The sequence below is a fragment of the Tenacibaculum sp. A30 genome (genome assembly GCF_051200845.1).
GTDB lineage: Bacteria > Bacteroidota > Bacteroidia > Flavobacteriales > Flavobacteriaceae > Polaribacter.
In genome coordinates this window covers 538,716-557,825 of the sequence record NZ_CP195160.1, presented here as the reverse complement: position 1 = coordinate 557,825, position 19,110 = coordinate 538,716, and the positions used below count along the sequence as shown (strand labels likewise).

Below are 19,110 nucleotides of genomic sequence, written 5' to 3'. Positions count from 1 at the left end.
AACATCTAAAAAAACAACATGAGTCAACATTTCGAAACCCAAGCCATACGAACGCAAACAGAGCGCACTCAATTTTCAGAACATTCAACACCCTTATACTTAACCTCAAGTTTTGTGTTTGATGATGCTGAAGATATGCGAGCATCGTTTGCCGAAGAAAAGGAGAAGAATTTATACAGTAGATTTTCAAATCCGAATACCACAGAATTCGTTAATAAAATGGTAGCAATGGAAGGAGCAGAGGCAGGATATGCTTTTGCAACAGGTATGGCTGCGGTGTTTTCAACGTTTGGGGCTTTGTTAAATGCAGGGGATCATATAGTTTCATGTCGTTCTGTTTTTGGGTCAACCCATAGTTTGTTTACCAAATATTTACCAAAGTGGAATATTGAAACGAGTTACTTTAAAATTAATGAAGTAGATAAAATTGAAAGCCTAATTCAGTCGAATACCAAAATATTATATGCAGAAACTCCAACCAATCCAGCAGTAGATATTTTAGATTTAGAGTTGTTGGGAAGTATTGCAAAGAAGCACAATTTATTGTTGGTAATTGATAATTGCTTTGCAACGCCTTATTTACAGAACCCAATCAAGTTTGGAGCAGATTTGGTCATTCATTCAGCAACGAAGTTAATAGACGGTCAAGGGCGTGTTTTAGGAGGAGTAACAGTAGGAAAAGAGGAATTAATCAGAGAGATTTATTTGTTTTCAAGAAACACTGGACCAGCAATGTCGCCATTCAATGCTTGGGTATTATCTAAGAGTTTAGAAACCTTATCGATACGAGTAGAAAAGCACTGTGAGAATGCGTTGAAGGTAGCACAGTTTTTAGAAGAACACCCAAAAGTAAATTTGGTAAAGTATCCATTTCTAAAATCACATCCACAGTATGAAATCGCAAAAAAACAAATGCGACTGGGAGGAAATATTGTCGCTTTTGAAGTAAAAGGAGGTATTGATGCTGGACGTAATTTTTTGAATAGCATAAAACTATGCTCATTATCAGCAAATTTAGGAGATACACGAACGATTGTAACGCATCCAGCATCAACAACGCATAGTAAGTTAAGTGAAGCAGACCGATTAGAAGTAGGAATTACTGATGGTTTAGTACGATGTTCGGTAGGATTAGAAAATGTAGAAGATGTAATTAACGATTTAAATCAAGCATTAAATAATTAGGAAGTAAAGTATATATTTGTAATATGCTTTCTAAGAAAACAAAATATGGAATTAAGGCGCTTACTTTTATTGCTAGGCAAGAAAAGGGCACTATGGTACAAATTGCGACCATTTCAGAAAATGAAAATATTTCGCACAAGTTTTTAGAAAGCATATTACTTACCTTACGAAAATCAGGAATTTTAGGAGCAAAAAAAGGAAAGGGTGGAGGCTATTATTTGCTTAAGCCATCCAACGAAATTAAAATGACTGAGGTTATTAGAACACTTGAAGGACCCATAGCAATGGTACCCTGTGTTAGTTTGAATTATTATGAAAAATGTGATGACTGCCCTGATGAGGAGGCATGCTCAGTACACAAATTAATGATTCAAGTAAGAGATAATACGCTACAAGTACTTCGTAATAACACACTTGCAGATTTAGTGTAGTATTAACAAATTGTAAAATTCAAATATTTTTTTGATTTCCCCTTGGAGAATTAAAAAGCATCTGTATATTTGTCGACTTAAAACCTAGTATTCCGATAGGGTAATGGTATTTTAAAAATGATTGTAGAACAAGTAGTAGAAAATAAAGCTAATTATAAAGAAGATAAGCTTTCTGAAAAACCAGTAAGAAGCATTATAAAGTCAATAAGTTGGAGAGTTGTTGGTACCGTAGATACAATATTAATATCATGGGTAATTACAGGACAAGTAAAAACAGCTTTTTCAATTGGAGCTGTAGAATTAGTAACAAAAATGCTATTGTATTTTTTTCACGAAAGAGTTTGGAACAGTATTAAATGGGGCAAAAAATGAGTATAGAAACAATGAATTTAGAAGCAGTAAATGCAGAGTTAAAAAACAAATCTCCAAAAGAGATTATTGTTTGGGCATTACTACAAGCAAATAAAGCCGTAGTAACTACAAACTTTCGTCCCTATGAAGGAGCCATTTTACACGCAGTAGCATCAGTAAAAAGTAGTATAGATGTTATTTGGTGTGATACAGGATATAATACACCACAGACCTATAAACATGCTGAAGAGTTAATTGAAAAACTACAGTTAAACATTCAGTTGTATGTTCCTAAACAAACGGTAGCACACAGAAATATCACTTTAGGGTTACCAACAGTTGATGATCCTAAACATGCGGTATTTACTGAGCAAGTGAAGTTAGAGCCTTTTAAAAGAGCGATGGAAGAACATAAGCCAGATGTTTGGTTTACGAACTTAAGAAAAGGACAAACAGCTTTTAGAGATAGTATTGATATTGTTTCAAGAAGTAAAGATGGAATATTAAAAGTGAGTCCGTTTTACCATTGGTCAGATGAGAAGTTAGATGCTTATTTAGAAGAGCATCAATTACCTAACGAGTTTAAGTACTTCGATCCCACAAAAGTAGAAAGTAACAGAGAATGTGGTTTACATATTTAAAGAACATGATTATGAATACAGAAACGATACAAGTAGGAGCTTTAGAAAGTGAAGCCATATATATATTAAGAGAAGTAGTCGCGCAATTTGAAAAACCGGTGTTATTGTTTTCGGGGGGCAAAGATAGCATAACACTGGTGCGACTTGCTCAAAAAGCATTTTATCCAGCAAAAATTCCATTCCCTTTATTACATATCGATACAGGACATAATTTTCCTGAAACGATTGAATTTAGAGACCGTTTGGTAGAAGAATTAGGTGTTGAGTTAATAGTACGTCAAGTACAAGACAATATTGATGCTGGTAAAGTAAAAGAAGAAACAGGAAAGTACGCTAGCCGAAACATGTTACAAACCGAAACGTTATTAGATGCCATTGAAGAATTTGGTTTCGACGCATGTATCGGTGGAGCGCGTAGAGATGAAGAAAAAGCGAGAGCTAAAGAGCGTATTTTTTCAATACGAGATGATTTTGGACAATGGGATGAAAAGAATCAGCGCCCAGAGTTGTTCGACATGCTAAATGGAAGAATTGATTTAGGTCAAAATGTACGTGTTTTTCCAATTTCTAACTGGACAGAGTTAGATGTATGGTCGTATATACAACAAGAACAAATTGAAATTCCATCCATCTATTTCGCTCATAAAAGAGCCACTTTTATTAGAGATGGGTTAATTTGGTCTGCAAATGATGAAGTTGTGTATAGAGAAGAAGAAGAAGAAGTACGTGAACGCATGGTACGTTTTAGAACCGTAGGAGACATGAGTTGTACAGCAGCAGTCTTATCAAATGCGATAGATATTGATACGGTAGTAGATGAAATTAGAGAGTCAACTATATCTGAAAGAGGAGCAAGAATAGACGATAAACGCTCTGAAGCAGCGATGGAAAAACGTAAACAACAAGGATATTTTTAAAAAAAAGATGTTAGCTATTAGTCTTTGGCTGTTAGCATTATAAAACTTAATAATATAAACTAAGCAAAAGTAGCTAAGAGCTAAAAACCAAAAGCTAATAGCCTATTGCCAACAACATAAAAAATGAACGTAGTAAAAATAGCAACAGCAGGAAGTGTAGATGACGGGAAGAGCACACTAATAGGGCGAATTTTATACGATACAAAATCATTAACCCAAGACAAATTAGAAGCGATAGAAGAAAAAAGTAAACAACGTGGATTTGATTACTTAGACTTTTCTTTAGCAACAGATGGATTGGTAGCAGAACGCGAACAAGGAATCACTATTGATGTAGCTCATATATATTTTTCAACACCAAAAACCAGCTTTATCATAGCCGATACTCCAGGTCATATAGAGTACACTAGAAATATGGTTACAGGAGCTTCAAATTCTCAAGCTTCTATCATTTTAGTAGATGCAAGAAACGGAGTAGTAGAGCAAACCTATCGTCATTTCTTTATCAATAATTTATTGAGAGTAAAAGACGTGATAGTAGCTGTAAACAAAATGGATTTGGTAGATTTTTCAGAAGATAAATTCAACCAGATAAAAGGAGAAATAGAATATCTAGCTAAGAAGAGTGAGTATCAAAATCAAAATATAACATTCATACCGCTATCAGCTTTAAAAGGAGACAATGTCGTGAAGTCTTCAGAAAACACTCCATGGTATAAAGGAGAAACATTATTGAACCATCTTGAAAACTTAGGGGCTGAAGATACACAAGAAGAATCAAAAGCACGTTTTCCTGTGCAAACAGTAATCCGCCCTAAAACAGATGAATACCATGATTTTAGAGGATATGCTGGGAAATTGTACGGAGGAGATTTAGCAGTAGGAGATCCTGTAACGGTATTACCATCGGCAACAAAATCTACCATAAAAAGTATTCAGTTTTTTGATAAAGAATATGCAAGAGCAAAAAGAGGAAGCTCTGTAAACATCACTTTAGAAGATGATGTAAATGTAAGTAGAGGAGATATGTTGGTTAAAACAGGTGAAGAACCATCTGTGGTAAAACAGTTAGAAGCTACTATTTGTTGGATGGATAAGGCACCATTACAAGCCTCTCAAAAATATTATATCAAACACGGAGTAAATGATGTACAAGCAAAAATAACCGAACTAACAGCTTTAATTCGTACTGATTTTACAGGAAAAGAAAAAGCTCCATCTCAATTATTACTAAATGAAATAGGAGAGGTGAGTTTAAAGGTTAGCAAACCTTTGTTTGTTGATTCGTATGAAGAAAATAAAGCAAACGGAGCATTTATAATCATCAACCCTAAAACCAATACTACCTCAGGAGTTGGTTTTATCAAGTAAATAATAAAAGTTATGGCAATAATCATTACAGATGAATGCATCAACTGTGGAGCTTGCGAACCAGAATGCCCAAATACAGCTATTTATGAAGGAGCAAGTGATTGGAAGTATAGTGAAGGAACTTCATTACAAGGTAATATAGAGTTACTTGATGGAACTTCTGTAAATGCTGATGAAGATAATGAACCAGTATCAGACGAATACTATTTTATAGTACCTGATAAATGTACTGAATGTAAAGGATTTCATGAAGAACCTCAATGTGCAGCAGTATGTCCTGTAGATTGTTGTGTGCCAGATGATGCACATGTAGAAACCGAAGAGCAATTGTTAGCAAAACAAGAACTCTTACATAACTAATATCAACGCTTTTACAAGCAAATTAAGGAGTATAACAGATGCAAAGTTTTAGATCAGAAATAGAAAACCCTTTAGTAGAAAAGGATATCCTAGAGTTAGAGCGTAAAATACGCTTGTTTAACGAAGGAAAAATAGATGAAGAACGTTTTAGAAGCTTACGCTTAGCCCGAGGAATTTACGGACAACGCCAATTAGGAGTACAAATGATTCGTATCAAATTACCGTACGGTAAAGTAACGAGTGAACAGTTACATAGAATAGCAGATGTTTCTGATGAGTATTCACGTGGCCGTTTACATATTACCACACGTCAAGATATTCAAATTCACCATGTAAGTTTAGACAGAACGCCTGAGTTATGGGCGCAGTTAGAGAAAGACGATATTACGTTGCGTGAAGCATGCGGTAATGCTGTACGAAATGTTACGGCTTCAGAAACTGCGGGAATCGATCCGAAAGAACCGTTTGATGTAACACCATACGCACATGCTACTTTCCAATTCTTCTTACGTAATCCAATCTGTCAAGAAATGGGAAGGAAGTTCAAGATGTCTTTTTCTGCAACAGAAGAAGATACCGCATTGAGTTTTATTCACGATTTAGGATTTATTGCTAAAACAAAAATAGTAGAAGGTAAAGAAGTAAAAGGATTCAAAGTATTATTAGCTGGTGGATTAGGTTCACAGCCACGTCATGCAGATGTAATTTATGACTTTTTAGAAGCAGACTTATTAATACCAACTATCGAAGGTGTTTTACGAGTGTTCGATCGTTATGGAGAGCGTGCTAAAAGAGCCAAAGCCCGTTTAAAATTCTTGGTAAAAGATTTAGGAGTAGAAGCTTTTCTAGAATTAGTAGCTGAAGAAAGAGCAGCATTAGCGTATAAAACGTATCCGATAGATACTACCGATTTTGAGCAAGACTCTGTTTTTGAAACCAACGAGGTTCCATCTGTAGTAATAGAAGATGAAGAAGCATATCAAAACTGGAAAGCAACTAATGTTTTCAAGCAAAAGCAAGACGGACTATATGCTGTAGGGATTAAAGTACTTTTAGGAGATTTTTATACCGATAAAGCACGTTTGTTAGCAGATTTAATCAAGAAATATGCAGCGAATGAATTACGCTTTACGTTACGTCAAAATATTTTAATTCGTCACGTAAGAGAAGAGTTTTTACCGTTTTTCTATAGTGAATTACAAAAATTAGGCTTTGCAGATGCAGGATATAATAGTTTGAATGATATCACAGCATGTCCGGGAACGGATACGTGTAACCTAGGTATTGCAAGTAGTACGGGAATTGCAGCAGAGTTAGAGCGTGTGTTAAAAGCTGAATATCCACAGTATGTAAATAACAAAGACATCACTATTAAAATTAGCGGATGTATGAACGCATGTGGACAACACAACATGGCACATATTGGTTTTCAAGGAATGTCTGTAAAAGTAGGTAAATTGTTAGCTCCTGCCTTACAAGTATTGGTAGGCGGTGGAGTTTTAGGAGATGGAAGCGGACGTTTCTCTGATAAGTTAGTGAAAATTCCAAGTAAAAGAGGACCAGAGTCCTTACGAGTTTTGTTAAACGATTTTGAAAGTAATAAACAAGAAGCGGAAGACTTTTTAAATTATTATGATAGACAAGGAAAATCGTATTTCTATGATCTTTTAAAAGAACTATCAGACACTACCAATTTAACAGAAGACGATTTTATTGATTGGGGACACAATAAAAACTATGTAAAAGCCATAGGAGTAGGAGAATGTGCTGGAGTGGTGATAGACTTAGTAGCAACCTTATTATTTGAAAGCGAAGAAAAGCTAGAAAATGCATCAGAAGCCTTGAGTAGTCAACAATGGTCAGATAGTATTTACCACGCTTACGCAGCTATGGTAAACACAGCCAAAGCTTTGTTAACAGCAGAAGGAGCAAAAACAAACACACAAGCAGGAATTATAACCAATTTTGATGAACTGTTTGTAGCAAATAAAAAAATAGAATTATCAAGTTCATTTGCAGAATTGATTTATCAAATCAATGAAAATGAACCTACGGAAGCCTTTGCAAAAAGGTATTTAGAAGAAGCGTCATCATTTTATAAAACCATTGATGCGTACCGTAAAGTAGCCGTAGAAAGTTAAAAAAAGAGAGTCCAATGAAAAATCAACCGAAATTAACCGTATTAGGTGCAGGACCAGGAGATGCTGATTTAATCACCTTAAAAGCTATCAAAGCATTAGAACAAGCCGATGTGGTATTGTATGATGCGTTGGTAAATAACGAATTGTTAGAATATGTAAATCCGAGTGCAGAAGTAATCTTTGTAGGAAAACGCAGAGGATGTTACCGATATCAACAAGAACAAATTAATGAGTTGATTGTTGCAAGAGGATTTTCTCACGGACATGTAGTACGTTTAAAAGGAGGTGACCCTTTTATTTTTGGTAGAGGATCAGAAGAAATGGAATACGCAGCTAAACACGGGTTAGAAGTTGCTGTAGTACCGGGAATTTCATCTTCATTAGCAGTACCAGCATATCAGAATATTCCATTGACAAAAAGAGGAAGCTCAGAAAGTTTTTGGGTAATAACAGGAACTACAAAACAGCACCAATTGTCAAACGATGTTGCTTTAGCAGCAAAATCAAGTGCAACGGTTGTTATTTTAATGGGTATGGGGAAACTCTCAGAAATCATTCATCTTTTTAAAGAAGAAGGAAAGAATGAATTACCGGTAGCAATTATTCAAAATGGAACAACTCCTGAAGAAAAAATAGGAATTGGTACTGTAGATACGATAGAAGAAGTAGTGGCTAAAAACAACTTGAGTAACCCTGCTATTATTGTGTTAGGAGAGGTGGTAAATCACAGGCAGCAATTGCTTCAAGTGCAACAAGAAGTAGCTTTAAAAGAGGTGGTGTAATGGAAGAAAGAAATAATTTATACCCAATTTTTTTAAAGACTAAAGAATTGGAAGTGCTAATTGTTGGAGGAGGATTTGTAGCAGAGGAAAAACTACGATTTTTATTAAAATCGAGTCCAGATGCTAAAGTAACGATGGTCGCTCCTTTTTTTAGAGATGAAACTGTTGCTATTGCTCAAAAAGGTAAGGTGAATATGATAAAGGATAGCTATAACGATACGTATTTACAAGAAAAACATTTGGTGATTGCAACTACAGATGTTCCAGAGGTAAATATGCAGGTGTATAAAGATTGTAGAAGCCAACATAAATTGGTGAATGTAGCAGACAATCCACCGTATTGTGATTTTTATATGGGTGGAATTGTCACCAAAGGGAACGTAAAAGTAGCTATTTCAACCAATGGAAAATCACCCACAACGGCTAAGAGATTGCGTCAGTTTTTTGAAGAAGTAATTCCAGAAGACATCAATCAATTAGTACAAAACTTAAATAGTTATAGAAAAACCATCAAAGGAAACTTTGAACAAAAAGTAGAAACATTAAATAAACTGACAGAGAGTTTAGTGAAATAGAGTAGAAATGATACAAACAGATATATTAATTATTGGAGCGGGTCCAACAGGACTATTTACAGTTTTTGAAGCAGGATTATTAAAACTACGTTGTCATTTAATTGATGCCTTACCGCAACCAGGTGGGCAGTGTTCAGAAATTTATCCGAAGAAACCTATTTACGATATTCCGGCATATCCAGAGATTTTAGCAGGAGATTTAACCAAGAACCTGATGGAGCAAATCAAACAATTTGAACCAGGATTTACCTTAGGAGAACGAGCGGATACTATTGAAAAGCAAGACGACGGAACGTTTATCGTAACTACCAATAAGGGAACAAAACATCAAGCACCTGTGGTAGCGATTGCAGGTGGGTTAGGAAGTTTTGAGCCACGTAAACCTATCATCCCAAATATTATCGATTTTGAAGATAAAGGAGTGGAGTACATGATTAAAGAACCAGAATTGTATCGTGATAAAGATGTGGTAATCGCTGGAGGAGGAGACTCTGCTTTAGATTGGTCTATTTTCTTAACAGATGTGGCTAAATCGGTAACCTTAATTCATAGAAGAAACGAGTTTAGAGGAGCGTTGGATTCTGTAGAAAAAGTTCAAGAATTAAAGAATTTAGGAAAAATCAATTTGATAACGCCTGCTGAGGTAAAAGCAGTGTTAGGGAAAGAGCACGTAACAGGAGTTGTAGTAGAGGAAACAGGTAAAGAACCATTTATCATTGATACAGATCATTTCATTCCATTATTTGGATTGGCACCAAAGTTAGGACCGATTGCCAATTGGGAATTAGAAATTGAGAAGAATGCCATTAAAGTAAACAATGCGTTAGATTATCAAACGAATGTTGAAGGTGTTTATGCGATTGGTGATGTGAATACTTATCCAGGAAAATTAAAATTGATTTTATGTGGATTCCACGAAGCAACGTTAATGTGTCAGAGTGCCTATAAGCGTATTCATCCAGATAAAAAATACGTGATGAAGTATACAACAGTAGGAGGCGTAGATGGTTTTGATGGTACTAGAAAAGAAGCACCAAAAGCAGTAGTAAAAGCGATTCAGTAATGGAGCAGGATGTTACAATAAAAATTACCGATCGTGATGGCGTATTGCACGAGGTAATTGCTCCGACAGACATGGCAATGAACTTAATGGAGGTGGTTCGATCGTACGAATTAGCTCCTGAAGGAACTATCGGAATTTGTGGTGGAATGGCAATGTGTGCCTCTTGTCAGTGTTATGTGAAGTCGAATCATGAATTACCAGAAATGAATGATGATGAAGATGCAATGCTAGCAGAAGCGTTTCATGTGCAAGAAAATAGCCGATTAGGGTGTCAAATTCATATAACTCCTGAATTAGAAGGATTAGAAGTTGAGTTAGCTCCCGAAAGTTAATTATTTTTGTAAAAATTTATCACATGGGATTCAAGCAGTACGATTTATCATTAAAAGATGATGTAGAAGTTTTTACAAAACAATTATTTTATACCTTGTTTAATGATGTATGCCAAGAAAAAGCAAATCATTTAAAAGAAAAGTTTGAAAAAATTTTAAAGGGTTTAGCTATTAAAAATACTTCGGAAGTATGGGCAGCATATCAACAAACGTTTTGTGAAATACGAGAAAAGTTAGATTTAGATGCCAAAGCATTTGAAAAGACAGATCCTGCCTGTAAAAGCTTAGGAGAAGTGTATTTAGCCTATCCAGGATTCCATGCGATTGCCGTATATCGATTGAGTCATGAATTGTACAAAATGGAAGTTCCGATTTTACCAAGAATGATGAGCGAATATGCACATGGATTAACAGGAACGGATATTCACCCAGGAGCAACTATTGGCGATTCGTTTTTTATAGATCACGCAACAGGAATTGTGATTGGAGAAACCACGATTATTAAAGAAAACGTAAAAATATATCAAGGAGTTACCTTAGGAGGGATTCAAGTAAAAAAAGAATTAGCATCCACAAAAAGGCATCCAACGATTGAAAATAATGTAACCATTTACGCCAATGCAACTATCTTAGGAGGCGATGTAGTGATAGGAAGAGATAGTATAATAGGTGCAAATGTTTGCGTAACCACCTCTGTACCCGAAGGATCTATTGTGACCTATGAGTCAGAAAATAAAATAACCACTAGAAAATCCTATGTTAAATAATGTAGGTATAAAAATCAACATGAAAACTAAAACGATAATAGATAGCATAGGAAATACACCACTCATAGAAGTTTCTAACATTCTTCAAAAAGAAGGAGTGAAGTTATTGCTAAAATTAGAAGGAAACAATCCTGGTGGAAGTGTAAAAGACCGAGCAGCCTTTAATATGATTGCTGAAGCTATCAAAAGGAAAAATATCCGTTCAGGAGATTATTTAGTAGAAGCAACTAGTGGAAACACAGGAATTGCGTTAGCGCTCATGGCAAAAATATTAGGAGTAAATATGGTATTGGTTATGCCTGAAAATTCTACCGAAGAACGTGTAAAAACGATGCGTGCTTACGGAGCTGAGGTTATTTTAACGGATGCAGAAAAAGGAATTGAAGGTTCTAGAGATGTTGCCTTAGAACTACGTTATAAAAAAGGCTATTTTATGTTGAACCAGTTTGAAAATACCGATAACTGGAAAGCACATTACAAAACCACAGGTCAGGAAATTTGGAATGATACTGAAGGAGAAGTAACACATTTTGTATCTGCCATGGGAACTACAGGAACCATCATGGGAGTTTCTACTTATTTAAAAGAACAAAATCCTGAGGTACAAATTATTGGAGCGCAACCTAAGGATGGAGCAAAAATTCCAGGAATTCGTAAATGGACACCAGCTTATCAACCAAAATTCTTTAACAAAAGTAAGGTAGATCAAGTGGTTGAACTAGACGAAAACGATGCTAAAAACATGACGAGAAGACTAGCACAAGAAGAAGGTGTTTTTGCAGGAATGAGTAGTGGAGGAGCGGTACATGCAGCGTTAGAAATAGCCAAAAATATTGATAAGGGCGTAATTGTAGCGGTGATTTGCGACAGAGGAGATCGCTATTTATCTTCGGATTTGTTTCAATAGATTGTCAAGACTTACTTTATAATACAAAAATTCCCGCTTAGGCGGGAATTTTTATTTAAAAAATAATTTTCTGATAAAGTTATGAATGAACAGTTTTTATAGTTTTTGGTTCAAATCTTGTTGCCCTACGATAGCCATTATTTCGACATTATTTTCTGTTATTTTAAAATAAATACTATCAACTCCACAAACACAACGTCTATATCCTTTTTTTATGTGGTCTACCGCTTCAAATGAGAAAGGGCTTTGTGCAATAATATCAAAATAATCAAAAAATGTTTCAAAGTATTTGTCTGCTTGAGTCATTCCAAATTTTTCTATTCCGTAATGATGAATCCGAATAAGATCAATTTTAGCTTCGTTACTTAATCGGTATTTAGCCATTTAACAAAGACTTAGATAGGGCTAAAATTTCTTCTTTACTATCATTTGTAAATCCACTTTGTTCAGCCTTTTCTAGTTTAGTTCGGATCCAGTCAACTTGTACTTGCTGTTTTCTAGCTTGTCTAATTAAGTCATTTATCAATTCGCTCTTACTCGAATATTCTTTACCGTCTATTTGGGTTTTTAACCATTCATCGTTAGGTTCGGTAAATGATATGCTTTGTCTTGCCATGATTTTATTATTTGGTGTAAAAATACATCAAATATGCATCAATTCCAAATTTTGATAAATAGCTATTCTGCTCGTACACTATTTTTCTGAAATCTCTTTTAGTTTATTCAAAGCTTTATCCCAAGTTGAGTTAAAATAATCCAGATAATCTTCTGCTACATCACAATCTATTGTCACTGTGGTGACTCCATTATGTTCGTGAAATGAATAATTTTCCAGTGAACCTGCCCATTTTTCAACCTCAGCACCTTTGGTAATTTCATTATCACCATCTAAGATTCCGTTATGACGAATGGAAATAAACTGAAAAGGAATATTATCTACAATTTCAGAGACCATTCCACCTTTTTTACCATTTTCATCCGTTCCTACAAAATAGATTTTGCTTCCTTTTTCCCAGCTTCCTTCATAGGTTGAGGTTGGGTTAAACTCAGCTGTCCACTGCTGGTAGGTTTTAATAGTATCAATACCAAGCATGGTGTTATACACTTTCTCAGCAGATGCATTAATGTCTTTTTTAAATTGTAGCTTTTTCATGATTTTGTGTACTTGGTTAAAGGTTTAGTTTTTTGACGTAGGCGAGAACAAGTAATTATTTATACCCATTGTTAGCGGTAGTTTTCTTTTCACATTTTTTTCCAAAAGATTCTTTGTCGAAGAAAACATATTTTTTTGTGTCTTTAAAAAAAATCTTTATGGTGATGTTTTTGTCAATTAACCAGTTTCCATCACTATCTTTTATACATTTGTAATTATCATATGTTCCAGCCCAAATAGCCCAACCTCTAGAAATAGTATGTATTTTAACGAGTTCTAAAATTAACTTGCTCATTTTTGTTTTTTCAGGAAATTCTGTAAATTTATTATGTCTTGACATATCATCTCCCATACAGACACTATCTCTGTCTGATTCAATTATGACTTTTTTGTTGTTAAATAAATCCCACATAATTAATTTAATAGTTTTAGCTTTTTATGAACTCCATCCAAAGTGAAGGGCATAAATTTCTTTTTCACTTTCAAAGAGAATATCATCTCCAATCATATCTCCGCCTATTTCATGGGCGAAATATGTGTCAATTCCTTCAAGTTTATAAGTCTTCAAGTCTCTCCTGCTTGATAAAAACTCAAAAATTGAGGTTTTAAATAATTTCTCTTTTGAGTAATAAAATTCAGTTAACTCTTCTCTGCAATCTAAACCTGTTCTATGTTCCCTCCAATATTTTAATTTGACATCAATTAAACTTTTAAAATCTTGAATTGGTATTAGTTTCAAGTTCTCAACTTTTCTTCCTTCAACGACTTTTTGCTCGTTATCAATTACAACTAAAGGCACTTTGTACGCTTCAATTTTCAGCAAATAAGATTTAAGTCGATTTATTAAATTCTCTCCATGTGGCAGGTTTACTTTTGTGAAATGATATTGACCTCCACAGTTTGGAGATTCTTCTTGCATTTCGTTTAAATATGAGTTTACTTTTTCTTGCATTATTGTAATTACCGCTAACGGTTTTGGCTATGGTTTCGTTGCGTGAAAATCCGCAGGATTTTCCGCCGTAAACCGAAGATAGCAAATTTGCGAGGACTTTCCGAGAGGAAAGTCAGAAGCAATGAACTATAGCCGGTGTTGCCTTTTAGTTGCTTTTTGTTTTTAAGTTTTCAATTATCAATATGGAAGATATTCCGAATTTCCAACTTTTGATTTTAGACATTCCGAAAATCCTTTTCCAAATAATCTATCATATAACTGGCTGTCAAAGTCCTTAAAAGTTAATATTTTCCATACTTTATCTTTGTCAAAAATTAAAATACGCTCTTCCTGTAATCTAGTTTGTAAAATTTTTGAACTCGGATTAAAATTCACATTTTCTTTTCCGTAATTTTTATAATTCAATTCTAATGCTGTCGAATCCAAATATGGTGTCATTTGTGTTTTGTCAACTATGTATTTAACTTTATAAAAATACGTTGAGTTACATTTATTAATATCTTGTATTTTTAATTCTCCAATGTCATTAAACATTATTGGAAATTCACTTTCCTTTCTTGATTCATAGATTTCTTGAAGTTTTTTTCTAAATCCTTCTTCTCCATATTCCTTTAAGTATTTTATAGGAGTATTGTCGTATTCATACTCAAAATCATTTTTGTTAAAAGCAATATATTCTTTGTTTACTTTATCTTCTATTTCAGTGAAAGTCAGTTTTGGAGCACAACTAAATAATATCTGAAATATTAATGTGAAAAGAATTAATTTGTGTTTATTAATCATATCCGGTTTTTAGTTCTGCGGTTTTTTCAGCAATTAAAGGCAACTCATTAATAAAAGAACTAAAACTTCTTTTATCTGTATATATAATTGTGATAAGTGGAATTTTTAGCAATTTTATTCTTCTTATTTCAAGCACCGAATATAAAATAAAAATATGTTGTTACCTAGCAGTAATCTGTTCTTTTTTTGGGTGTCAATTTAATTCCAAAATAAAAAATTGGGTAAATAAAAAATAATACTATAACTTTGCTCCGTTCATTAACGTATTGATGTTATCAAGAAAGGTGGAGGGAATAGACCCTTTGAAACCTTAGCAACCCTTTGTGCAAACAAAGAAGGTGCTACATTCTACTGCTTCGGCAGAGAGATAACGAAAAGAATTTTACTTCCTCTTTTCCTGATAACAGTACACTAAATATCAGGAATGTCAAACATTTATCAAGAAATACAAAAACGAATCCTCGTGCTCGATGGCGCTATGGGAACCATGCTTCAGGAATATAAATTTTCTGAAGAAGATTTTCGTGGAGAACGTTTTAAAGACTACCCAACTCCGTTGCAAGGAAACAACGATTTGTTATCCATCACGCAACCCGAAGCCGTAAAAGAAGTACACAGAAAGTACTTTGCGGCAGGAGCAGACATTGTAGAAACCAACACTTTTTCTGGAACCACCATTGCCATGGCAGATTACCAAATGGAAGAGTTGGTATACGAGTTAAATTACCAATCTGCTAAGATAGCCAAAGAAGTAGCAGAGGAGTTCACTGCAAAAGAACCACACAAACCTCGTTTTGTAGCAGGTTCTATCGGACCTACAAACCGTACGGCAAGTATGTCTCCTGATGTAAATGACCCAGGCTACAGAGCCGTAACTTTTGATGAATTACGAATTGCTTATAAACAACAAGTAGAAGCTTTAATTGATGGCGGTTCAGATATTTTATTGGTAGAAACCGTATTTGATACCCTAAATGCCAAAGCGGCTTTATTTGCTATTGAAGAGGTAAAAGCTGAACGCAATATAGAAGTGCCTATTATGGTTTCAGGAACCATTACCGATGCTTCAGGTAGAACCTTGTCTGGACAAACAGCCGAGGCGTTTTTGATTTCGATTTCTCATATTCCGTTGTTATCCGTAGGATTTAATTGCGCTTTAGGAGCCAATTTATTACAACCACACTTAGAGGCAATTGCTTTTAAAACGGACTTTGCCATTTCTGCACATCCAAATGCCGGATTACCGAATGCCTTTGGAGAATATGACGAAACCCCCGAAGAAACTGCAAATCAGATAGAAGAATATTTAAAGAAAAATTTAATCAATATCATAGGAGGGTGCTGTGGTACCACACCTAAACATATTTCAGCGATTGCAGCAGTAGCAGCGAAGTACAAACCACGAAATGCCCAACCCTCAGTCTCTTCCCAAAGGGAAGGGAAGTTAAGTTAGTGATGATTAAGAATGGTGTATTTCATAAAAAACAGTAAAGATAGAGATGAGTGATAGAGATATAAAAAATACTACAACAAAAGCCTCTTCCCTTTGGGGAGAGGTTGGAGAGGGGCAGAGATACATGAAATTATCGGGGTTAGAACCACTGATTATTACTCCAGAAAGTAATTTTATCAATGTTGGTGAGCGAACAAACGTAGCAGGATCGCGTAAATTTCTTCGATTGATTAAAGAAGAAAAGTTCGACGAAGCCTTGGCAATTGCACGTCATCAGGTAGATGGAGGAGCACAAATCATCGACATTAATATGGATGATGGTTTAATTGAAGGGAAAGAAGCGATGGTACGTTTCTTAAACTTAATAGCTTCTGAACCTGATATTGCCAGAGTTCCTATTATGATTGACAGTTCTAAATGGGAAATCATCGAAGCTGGATTACAGGTAGTACAAGGTAAATCGGTTGTAAACTCTATTTCTTTAAAAGAAGGTGAAGAAAAGTTTATTTGGGAAGCTACCCAGATAAAAAGATACGGAGCTGCTGTAATTATCATGGCTTTTGATGAAGTTGGGCAAGCCGATACCTACGAACGAAGAATCGAAATTGCAGAGCGTTCTTATAATATATTAACCGACATCGTCGGTTTTCCGCCAGAAGATATCATTTTCGATTTAAATATTTTTCCTGTAGCTACGGGAATGGAAGAGCACAGAAAAAATGCGTTGGATTTTATAGAAGCTACTCGTTGGGTACGTGAAAACTTACCGCATGTTAGTGTGAGTGGTGGAGTGAGCAACGTGTCGTTTTCTTTTAGAGGAAACAATGTGGTACGTGAAGCAATGCATTCGGTATTCTTATACTATGCCATCAAAGCAGGAATGAACATGGGAATTGTGAATCCGACGATGTTAGAAGTCTACGATGATATTCCGAAGGATTTATTAGAACATATTGAAGATGTTGTTTTAGATAGAAGAGATGATGCTACTGAACGCTTATTAGAATTTGCCGAAACGGTAAAAGGGGCTAAAGCAGAAAACAAAGAGCAGGTTTTAGAATGGAGAAGTTTACCACTTCAAGAACGTATTACACATTCTTTGGTAAAAGGAATAGACGCTTTTATTGAAGAAGATGCTGAAGAAGCTCGTTTGAGTGTTGCAAAACCACTACATGTAATTGAAGGACATTTAATGACCGGGATGAATGTGGTAGGTGATTTGTTTGGTGAAGGAAAAATGTTTTTACCTCAGGTTGTAAAATCTGCCCGAGTAATGAAAAAAGCCGTAGCCTATTTGAATCCTTTTATTGAAGCAGAAAAAAGTGAGGAGCAAAAAGCTATTGGAAAAATATTAATGGCAACCGTAAAAGGAGATGTGCATGATATTGGTAAGAACATCGTATCTGTAGTATTAGGTTGTAACAATTATGAGATTGTAGATTTAGGAGTAATGGTTCCTCCAGAAAAAATCATAGAAACTGCCAAAAGAGAAAAGGTAGATGCTATTGGTTTAAGTGGATTGATAACACCTTCGTTAGATGAAATGGTGTATTTAGCCAAAGAAATGGAACGTCAAAATTTGGAGATTCCTTTATTAATAGGAGGAGCAACAACTTCTAAAGCACATACTGCTGTAAAGATTGATACACAGTATAAAAACGCAGTAGTACACGTAAACGATGCATCAAGAGCAGTAACAGTAGTAGGAGATTTACTAAATAAAGAAACCTCTAACGAATATGTTGCCAAGTTGAAGAAAGATTACGAAGAGTTTCGTGATAAGTTTTTGAAACGAGGTAAACAAAAGCACTACATACCTATTTCGGAAGCCAGAGAACGAAAATTCAAAATAGATTGGGAAACCACTAATATTAGTAAACCAAAAGAACTAGGAGTACAAAAACTAGAGCAAGTAAGTTTAAAAGACTTGGTACCTTATTTTGACTGGAGTCCATTTTTTCGTTCGTGGGATTTACACGGAAAGTTTCCTGATATTTTAGAAGATGAAGTAGTAGGAGTAGAAGCAACCAATTTGTTTGCAGATGCTCAGAAGATGTTACAACTCATCATAGAAAAACAAGCATTAAAACCTAAGGCAATCTTCGGTTTGTTTGAAGCAAACACAATTAACGACGACGATATTTCAGTTCAAAAGAAAGGAAAAGAAATCGCAGTGTTTAGAACCTTACGTCAGCAATTAAAAAAGCGTGAAGGAAAACCAAGTTTCGCTCTGGCAGATTTTATTGCTCCAAAGGAAACAGAAAGAACAGATTATATAGGAGCTTTCTGTACCGCCATTTTTGGCGCTGATGAATTAGCCTTGCAGTACAAAGAAAATCACGATGATTACAATGCTATTATGGCACAAGCCATTGCCGATCGTTTTGCAGAAGCTTTTGCAGAATACTTGCACCACAGAGTGAGAACTAAGCATTGGGGCTATGCTTCCGAAGAAAATTTAACCAACGATGAGTTGATAAAAGAAGAATATAAAGGTATTCGTCCTGCACCTGGTTATCCAGCTTGTCCTGATCATCTTGAGAAAGAGACGATATGGGAATTGTTACAAGTTGAAGAGCATATAGGAGTAACTCTAACAGAAAGTTTAGCTATGTGGCCAGCAGCAGCCGTTTCAGGGTATTATTTTGCCAATAATGAAGCTAAATATTTCGGTTTGGGTAAAATAACTGACGATCAGGTAAGAGATTTTGCAGAACGAAAAAACATTCCTTTAGAAAAAGCCAGAAAATGGTTGCATCCAAATATATCAGACAATTAATAATAAATTAAAAAACCAATAAAAAGAGCGTATTTAATTAACAATAAGTTTTAAGTAAGTTAAGATAAAAGCTAAAAAGGCATAGTAATATTGCAGTGTAAAAATCAGATGTAATGAAGAAATATCAATTAGAAATCAGGTTTGCAATTCAACTAGCAATTATGGCA

At 35.0% G+C, this 19,110-nt stretch carries 22 protein-coding genes and 1 riboswitch; of the genes, 16 read left to right on the top strand and 6 right to left on the bottom strand.

The genetic code is table 11. The features are described from left to right. Nucleotides 1-18: 18 nt before the first annotated feature. From ACR9ES_RS02655 to cysM, 14 genes are all read left to right on the top strand, one after another. Nucleotides 19-1,185, top strand: coding sequence for a trans-sulfuration enzyme family protein (locus ACR9ES_RS02655; RefSeq protein ID WP_435255002.1), 1,167 nt, complete (start codon nucleotides 19-21; stop codon nucleotides 1,183-1,185). A 23-nt stretch (nucleotides 1,186-1,208) separates the two neighbouring features. Further along, nucleotides 1,209-1,616 (top strand): RrF2 family transcriptional regulator, encoded by a 408-nt coding sequence (locus ACR9ES_RS02650; protein WP_299002628.1) that lies wholly within the window; start codon nucleotides 1,209-1,211, stop codon nucleotides 1,614-1,616. Nucleotides 1,617-1,733: 117 nt separating this feature from the next. After that, nucleotides 1,734-1,988: a DUF2061 domain-containing protein gene (locus ACR9ES_RS02645; RefSeq protein WP_435255001.1), complete on the top strand. Its 255-nt coding sequence runs from the start codon at nucleotides 1,734-1,736 to the stop codon at nucleotides 1,986-1,988. 11 nt (nucleotides 1,989-1,999) lie between these two features. Continuing rightward, the gene (locus ACR9ES_RS02640) at nucleotides 2,000-2,608 is read left to right on the top strand and encodes a phosphoadenosine phosphosulfate reductase family protein (protein WP_435255618.1); all 609 of its coding nucleotides are present in this window, start codon (nucleotides 2,000-2,002) and stop codon (nucleotides 2,606-2,608) included. A gap of 11 nt (nucleotides 2,609-2,619) precedes the next feature. After that, a complete protein-coding gene (gene cysD / locus ACR9ES_RS02635; protein ID WP_435255000.1) occupies nucleotides 2,620-3,525 on the top strand; it encodes a sulfate adenylyltransferase subunit CysD in 906 nt (301 codons plus the stop codon). A 123-nt stretch (nucleotides 3,526-3,648) separates the two neighbouring features. Continuing rightward, entirely contained in the window at nucleotides 3,649-4,896 is a 1,248-nt protein-coding gene (locus tag ACR9ES_RS02630; RefSeq protein ID WP_435254999.1) for a sulfate adenylyltransferase subunit 1, read from the top strand. A 12-nt stretch (nucleotides 4,897-4,908) separates the two neighbouring features. After that, on the top strand, nucleotides 4,909-5,256 hold the full coding sequence (locus tag ACR9ES_RS02625; RefSeq protein ID WP_435254998.1) for a 4Fe-4S dicluster domain-containing protein: 348 nt from the start codon (nucleotides 4,909-4,911) through the stop codon (nucleotides 5,254-5,256). A 38-nt stretch (nucleotides 5,257-5,294) separates the two neighbouring features. After that, nucleotides 5,295-7,397, top strand: coding sequence for a HEPN domain-containing protein (locus tag ACR9ES_RS02620; protein ID WP_435254997.1), 2,103 nt, complete (start codon nucleotides 5,295-5,297; stop codon nucleotides 7,395-7,397). 14 nt (nucleotides 7,398-7,411) lie between these two features. Further along, complete coding sequence (gene cobA, locus ACR9ES_RS02615) at nucleotides 7,412-8,179, top strand: uroporphyrinogen-III C-methyltransferase (protein WP_435254996.1); 768 nt, start codon at nucleotides 7,412-7,414, stop codon at nucleotides 8,177-8,179. Beyond that, nucleotides 8,179-8,754, top strand: coding sequence for a precorrin-2 dehydrogenase/sirohydrochlorin ferrochelatase family protein (locus ACR9ES_RS02610; RefSeq protein ID WP_435254995.1), 576 nt, complete (start codon nucleotides 8,179-8,181; stop codon nucleotides 8,752-8,754). Before cobA ends, ACR9ES_RS02610 begins: the two co-directional genes overlap by 1 nt. A gap of 7 nt (nucleotides 8,755-8,761) precedes the next feature. After that, complete coding sequence (locus ACR9ES_RS02605) at nucleotides 8,762-9,817, top strand: NAD(P)/FAD-dependent oxidoreductase (RefSeq protein ID WP_435254994.1); 1,056 nt, start codon at nucleotides 8,762-8,764, stop codon at nucleotides 9,815-9,817. Next, the gene (locus ACR9ES_RS02600) at nucleotides 9,817-10,149 is read left to right on the top strand and encodes a ferredoxin (RefSeq protein WP_435254993.1); all 333 of its coding nucleotides are present in this window, start codon (nucleotides 9,817-9,819) and stop codon (nucleotides 10,147-10,149) included. The genes ACR9ES_RS02605 and ACR9ES_RS02600 overlap by 1 nt, the downstream gene beginning before the upstream one ends. Nucleotides 10,150-10,172: 23 nt before the next feature. Continuing rightward, nucleotides 10,173-10,916: a serine O-acetyltransferase EpsC gene (gene epsC, locus ACR9ES_RS02595; RefSeq protein ID WP_435254992.1), complete on the top strand. Its 744-nt coding sequence runs from the start codon at nucleotides 10,173-10,175 to the stop codon at nucleotides 10,914-10,916. Between the two features lie 19 nt (nucleotides 10,917-10,935). Continuing rightward, nucleotides 10,936-11,823 (top strand): cysteine synthase CysM, encoded by an 888-nt coding sequence (gene cysM, locus ACR9ES_RS02590; protein WP_435254991.1) that lies wholly within the window; start codon nucleotides 10,936-10,938, stop codon nucleotides 11,821-11,823. Between the two features lie 96 nt (nucleotides 11,824-11,919). Here cysM and ACR9ES_RS02585 read toward each other — a convergent pair whose 3' ends face one another. The 6 genes from ACR9ES_RS02585 to ACR9ES_RS02560 all read right to left on the bottom strand — a co-directional run bounded on the left by ACR9ES_RS02585 (nucleotide 11,920) and on the right by ACR9ES_RS02560 (nucleotide 14,711). After that, nucleotides 11,920-12,207, bottom strand: coding sequence for a type II toxin-antitoxin system RelE/ParE family toxin (locus tag ACR9ES_RS02585; protein ID WP_435254990.1), 288 nt, complete (start codon nucleotides 12,205-12,207; stop codon nucleotides 11,920-11,922). Continuing rightward, entirely contained in the window at nucleotides 12,200-12,439 is a 240-nt protein-coding gene (locus tag ACR9ES_RS02580; RefSeq protein WP_274633768.1) for a ribbon-helix-helix domain-containing protein, read from the bottom strand. Before ACR9ES_RS02580 ends, ACR9ES_RS02585 begins: the two co-directional genes overlap by 8 nt. A 78-nt stretch (nucleotides 12,440-12,517) precedes the next feature. Next, a complete protein-coding gene (locus ACR9ES_RS02575; RefSeq protein WP_435254989.1) occupies nucleotides 12,518-12,976 on the bottom strand; it encodes an SRPBCC domain-containing protein in 459 nt (152 codons plus the stop codon). 55 nt (nucleotides 12,977-13,031) lie between these two features. Next, complete coding sequence (locus ACR9ES_RS02570) at nucleotides 13,032-13,388, bottom strand: hypothetical protein (RefSeq protein WP_435254988.1); 357 nt, start codon at nucleotides 13,386-13,388, stop codon at nucleotides 13,032-13,034. Between the two features lie 24 nt (nucleotides 13,389-13,412). Further along, complete coding sequence (locus ACR9ES_RS02565; RefSeq protein ID WP_435254987.1) at nucleotides 13,413-13,928, bottom strand: hypothetical protein; 516 nt, start codon at nucleotides 13,926-13,928, stop codon at nucleotides 13,413-13,415. A gap of 177 nt (nucleotides 13,929-14,105) precedes the next feature. Then, nucleotides 14,106-14,711: a hypothetical protein gene (locus tag ACR9ES_RS02560; protein ID WP_435254986.1), complete on the bottom strand. Its 606-nt coding sequence runs from the start codon at nucleotides 14,709-14,711 to the stop codon at nucleotides 14,106-14,108. A gap of 269 nt (nucleotides 14,712-14,980) precedes the next feature. Further along, nucleotides 14,981-15,085: riboswitch (SAM riboswitch) on the top strand. Between the two features lie 50 nt (nucleotides 15,086-15,135). Here ACR9ES_RS02560 and ACR9ES_RS02555 point away from each other — a divergent pair. Both ACR9ES_RS02555 and metH read left to right on the top strand, forming a co-directional pair. Continuing rightward, the gene (locus ACR9ES_RS02555; RefSeq protein ID WP_435254985.1) at nucleotides 15,136-16,164 is read left to right on the top strand and encodes a homocysteine S-methyltransferase family protein; all 1,029 of its coding nucleotides are present in this window, start codon (nucleotides 15,136-15,138) and stop codon (nucleotides 16,162-16,164) included. 124 nt (nucleotides 16,165-16,288) lie between these two features. After that, entirely contained in the window at nucleotides 16,289-18,943 is a 2,655-nt protein-coding gene (gene metH, locus ACR9ES_RS02550; protein WP_435255617.1) for a methionine synthase, read from the top strand. The last annotated feature ends 167 nt before the right edge of the window (nucleotides 18,944-19,110 follow it).

Coding starts and splice junctions, on each gene's coding strand:
- ACR9ES_RS02605 (WP_435254994.1), top strand. CDS start 8,762: ATGATACAAACAGATATATTAATTATTGGAGCGGGTCCAACAGGACTA.
- ACR9ES_RS02570 (WP_435254988.1), bottom strand. CDS start 13,388: ATGTGGGATTTATTTAACAACAAAAAAGTCATAATTGAATCAGACAGA.
- metH (WP_435255617.1), top strand. CDS start 16,289: ATGAAATTATCGGGGTTAGAACCACTGATTATTACTCCAGAAAGTAAT.
- ACR9ES_RS02580 (WP_274633768.1), bottom strand. CDS start 12,439: ATGGCAAGACAAAGCATATCATTTACCGAACCTAACGATGAATGGTTA.
- ACR9ES_RS02645 (WP_435255001.1), top strand. CDS start 1,734: ATGATTGTAGAACAAGTAGTAGAAAATAAAGCTAATTATAAAGAAGAT.
- cysM (WP_435254991.1), top strand. CDS start 10,936: ATGAAAACTAAAACGATAATAGATAGCATAGGAAATACACCACTCATA.
- ACR9ES_RS02600 (WP_435254993.1), top strand. CDS start 9,817: ATGGAGCAGGATGTTACAATAAAAATTACCGATCGTGATGGCGTATTG.
- ACR9ES_RS02620 (WP_435254997.1), top strand. CDS start 5,295: ATGCAAAGTTTTAGATCAGAAATAGAAAACCCTTTAGTAGAAAAGGAT.
- cysD (WP_435255000.1), top strand. CDS start 2,620: ATGAATACAGAAACGATACAAGTAGGAGCTTTAGAAAGTGAAGCCATA.
- ACR9ES_RS02610 (WP_435254995.1), top strand. CDS start 8,179: ATGGAAGAAAGAAATAATTTATACCCAATTTTTTTAAAGACTAAAGAA.
- ACR9ES_RS02655 (WP_435255002.1), top strand. CDS start 19: ATGAGTCAACATTTCGAAACCCAAGCCATACGAACGCAAACAGAGCGC.
- cobA (WP_435254996.1), top strand. CDS start 7,412: ATGAAAAATCAACCGAAATTAACCGTATTAGGTGCAGGACCAGGAGAT.
- ACR9ES_RS02630 (WP_435254999.1), top strand. CDS start 3,649: ATGAACGTAGTAAAAATAGCAACAGCAGGAAGTGTAGATGACGGGAAG.
- ACR9ES_RS02585 (WP_435254990.1), bottom strand. CDS start 12,207: ATGGCTAAATACCGATTAAGTAACGAAGCTAAAATTGATCTTATTCGG.
- ACR9ES_RS02565 (WP_435254987.1), bottom strand. CDS start 13,928: ATGCAAGAAAAAGTAAACTCATATTTAAACGAAATGCAAGAAGAATCT.
- ACR9ES_RS02555 (WP_435254985.1), top strand. CDS start 15,136: ATGTCAAACATTTATCAAGAAATACAAAAACGAATCCTCGTGCTCGAT.
- ACR9ES_RS02575 (WP_435254989.1), bottom strand. CDS start 12,976: ATGAAAAAGCTACAATTTAAAAAAGACATTAATGCATCTGCTGAGAAA.
- ACR9ES_RS02625 (WP_435254998.1), top strand. CDS start 4,909: ATGGCAATAATCATTACAGATGAATGCATCAACTGTGGAGCTTGCGAA.
- epsC (WP_435254992.1), top strand. CDS start 10,173: ATGGGATTCAAGCAGTACGATTTATCATTAAAAGATGATGTAGAAGTT.
- ACR9ES_RS02560 (WP_435254986.1), bottom strand. CDS start 14,711: ATGATTAATAAACACAAATTAATTCTTTTCACATTAATATTTCAGATA.
- ACR9ES_RS02650 (WP_299002628.1), top strand. CDS start 1,209: ATGCTTTCTAAGAAAACAAAATATGGAATTAAGGCGCTTACTTTTATT.
- ACR9ES_RS02640 (WP_435255618.1), top strand. CDS start 2,000: ATGAATTTAGAAGCAGTAAATGCAGAGTTAAAAAACAAATCTCCAAAA.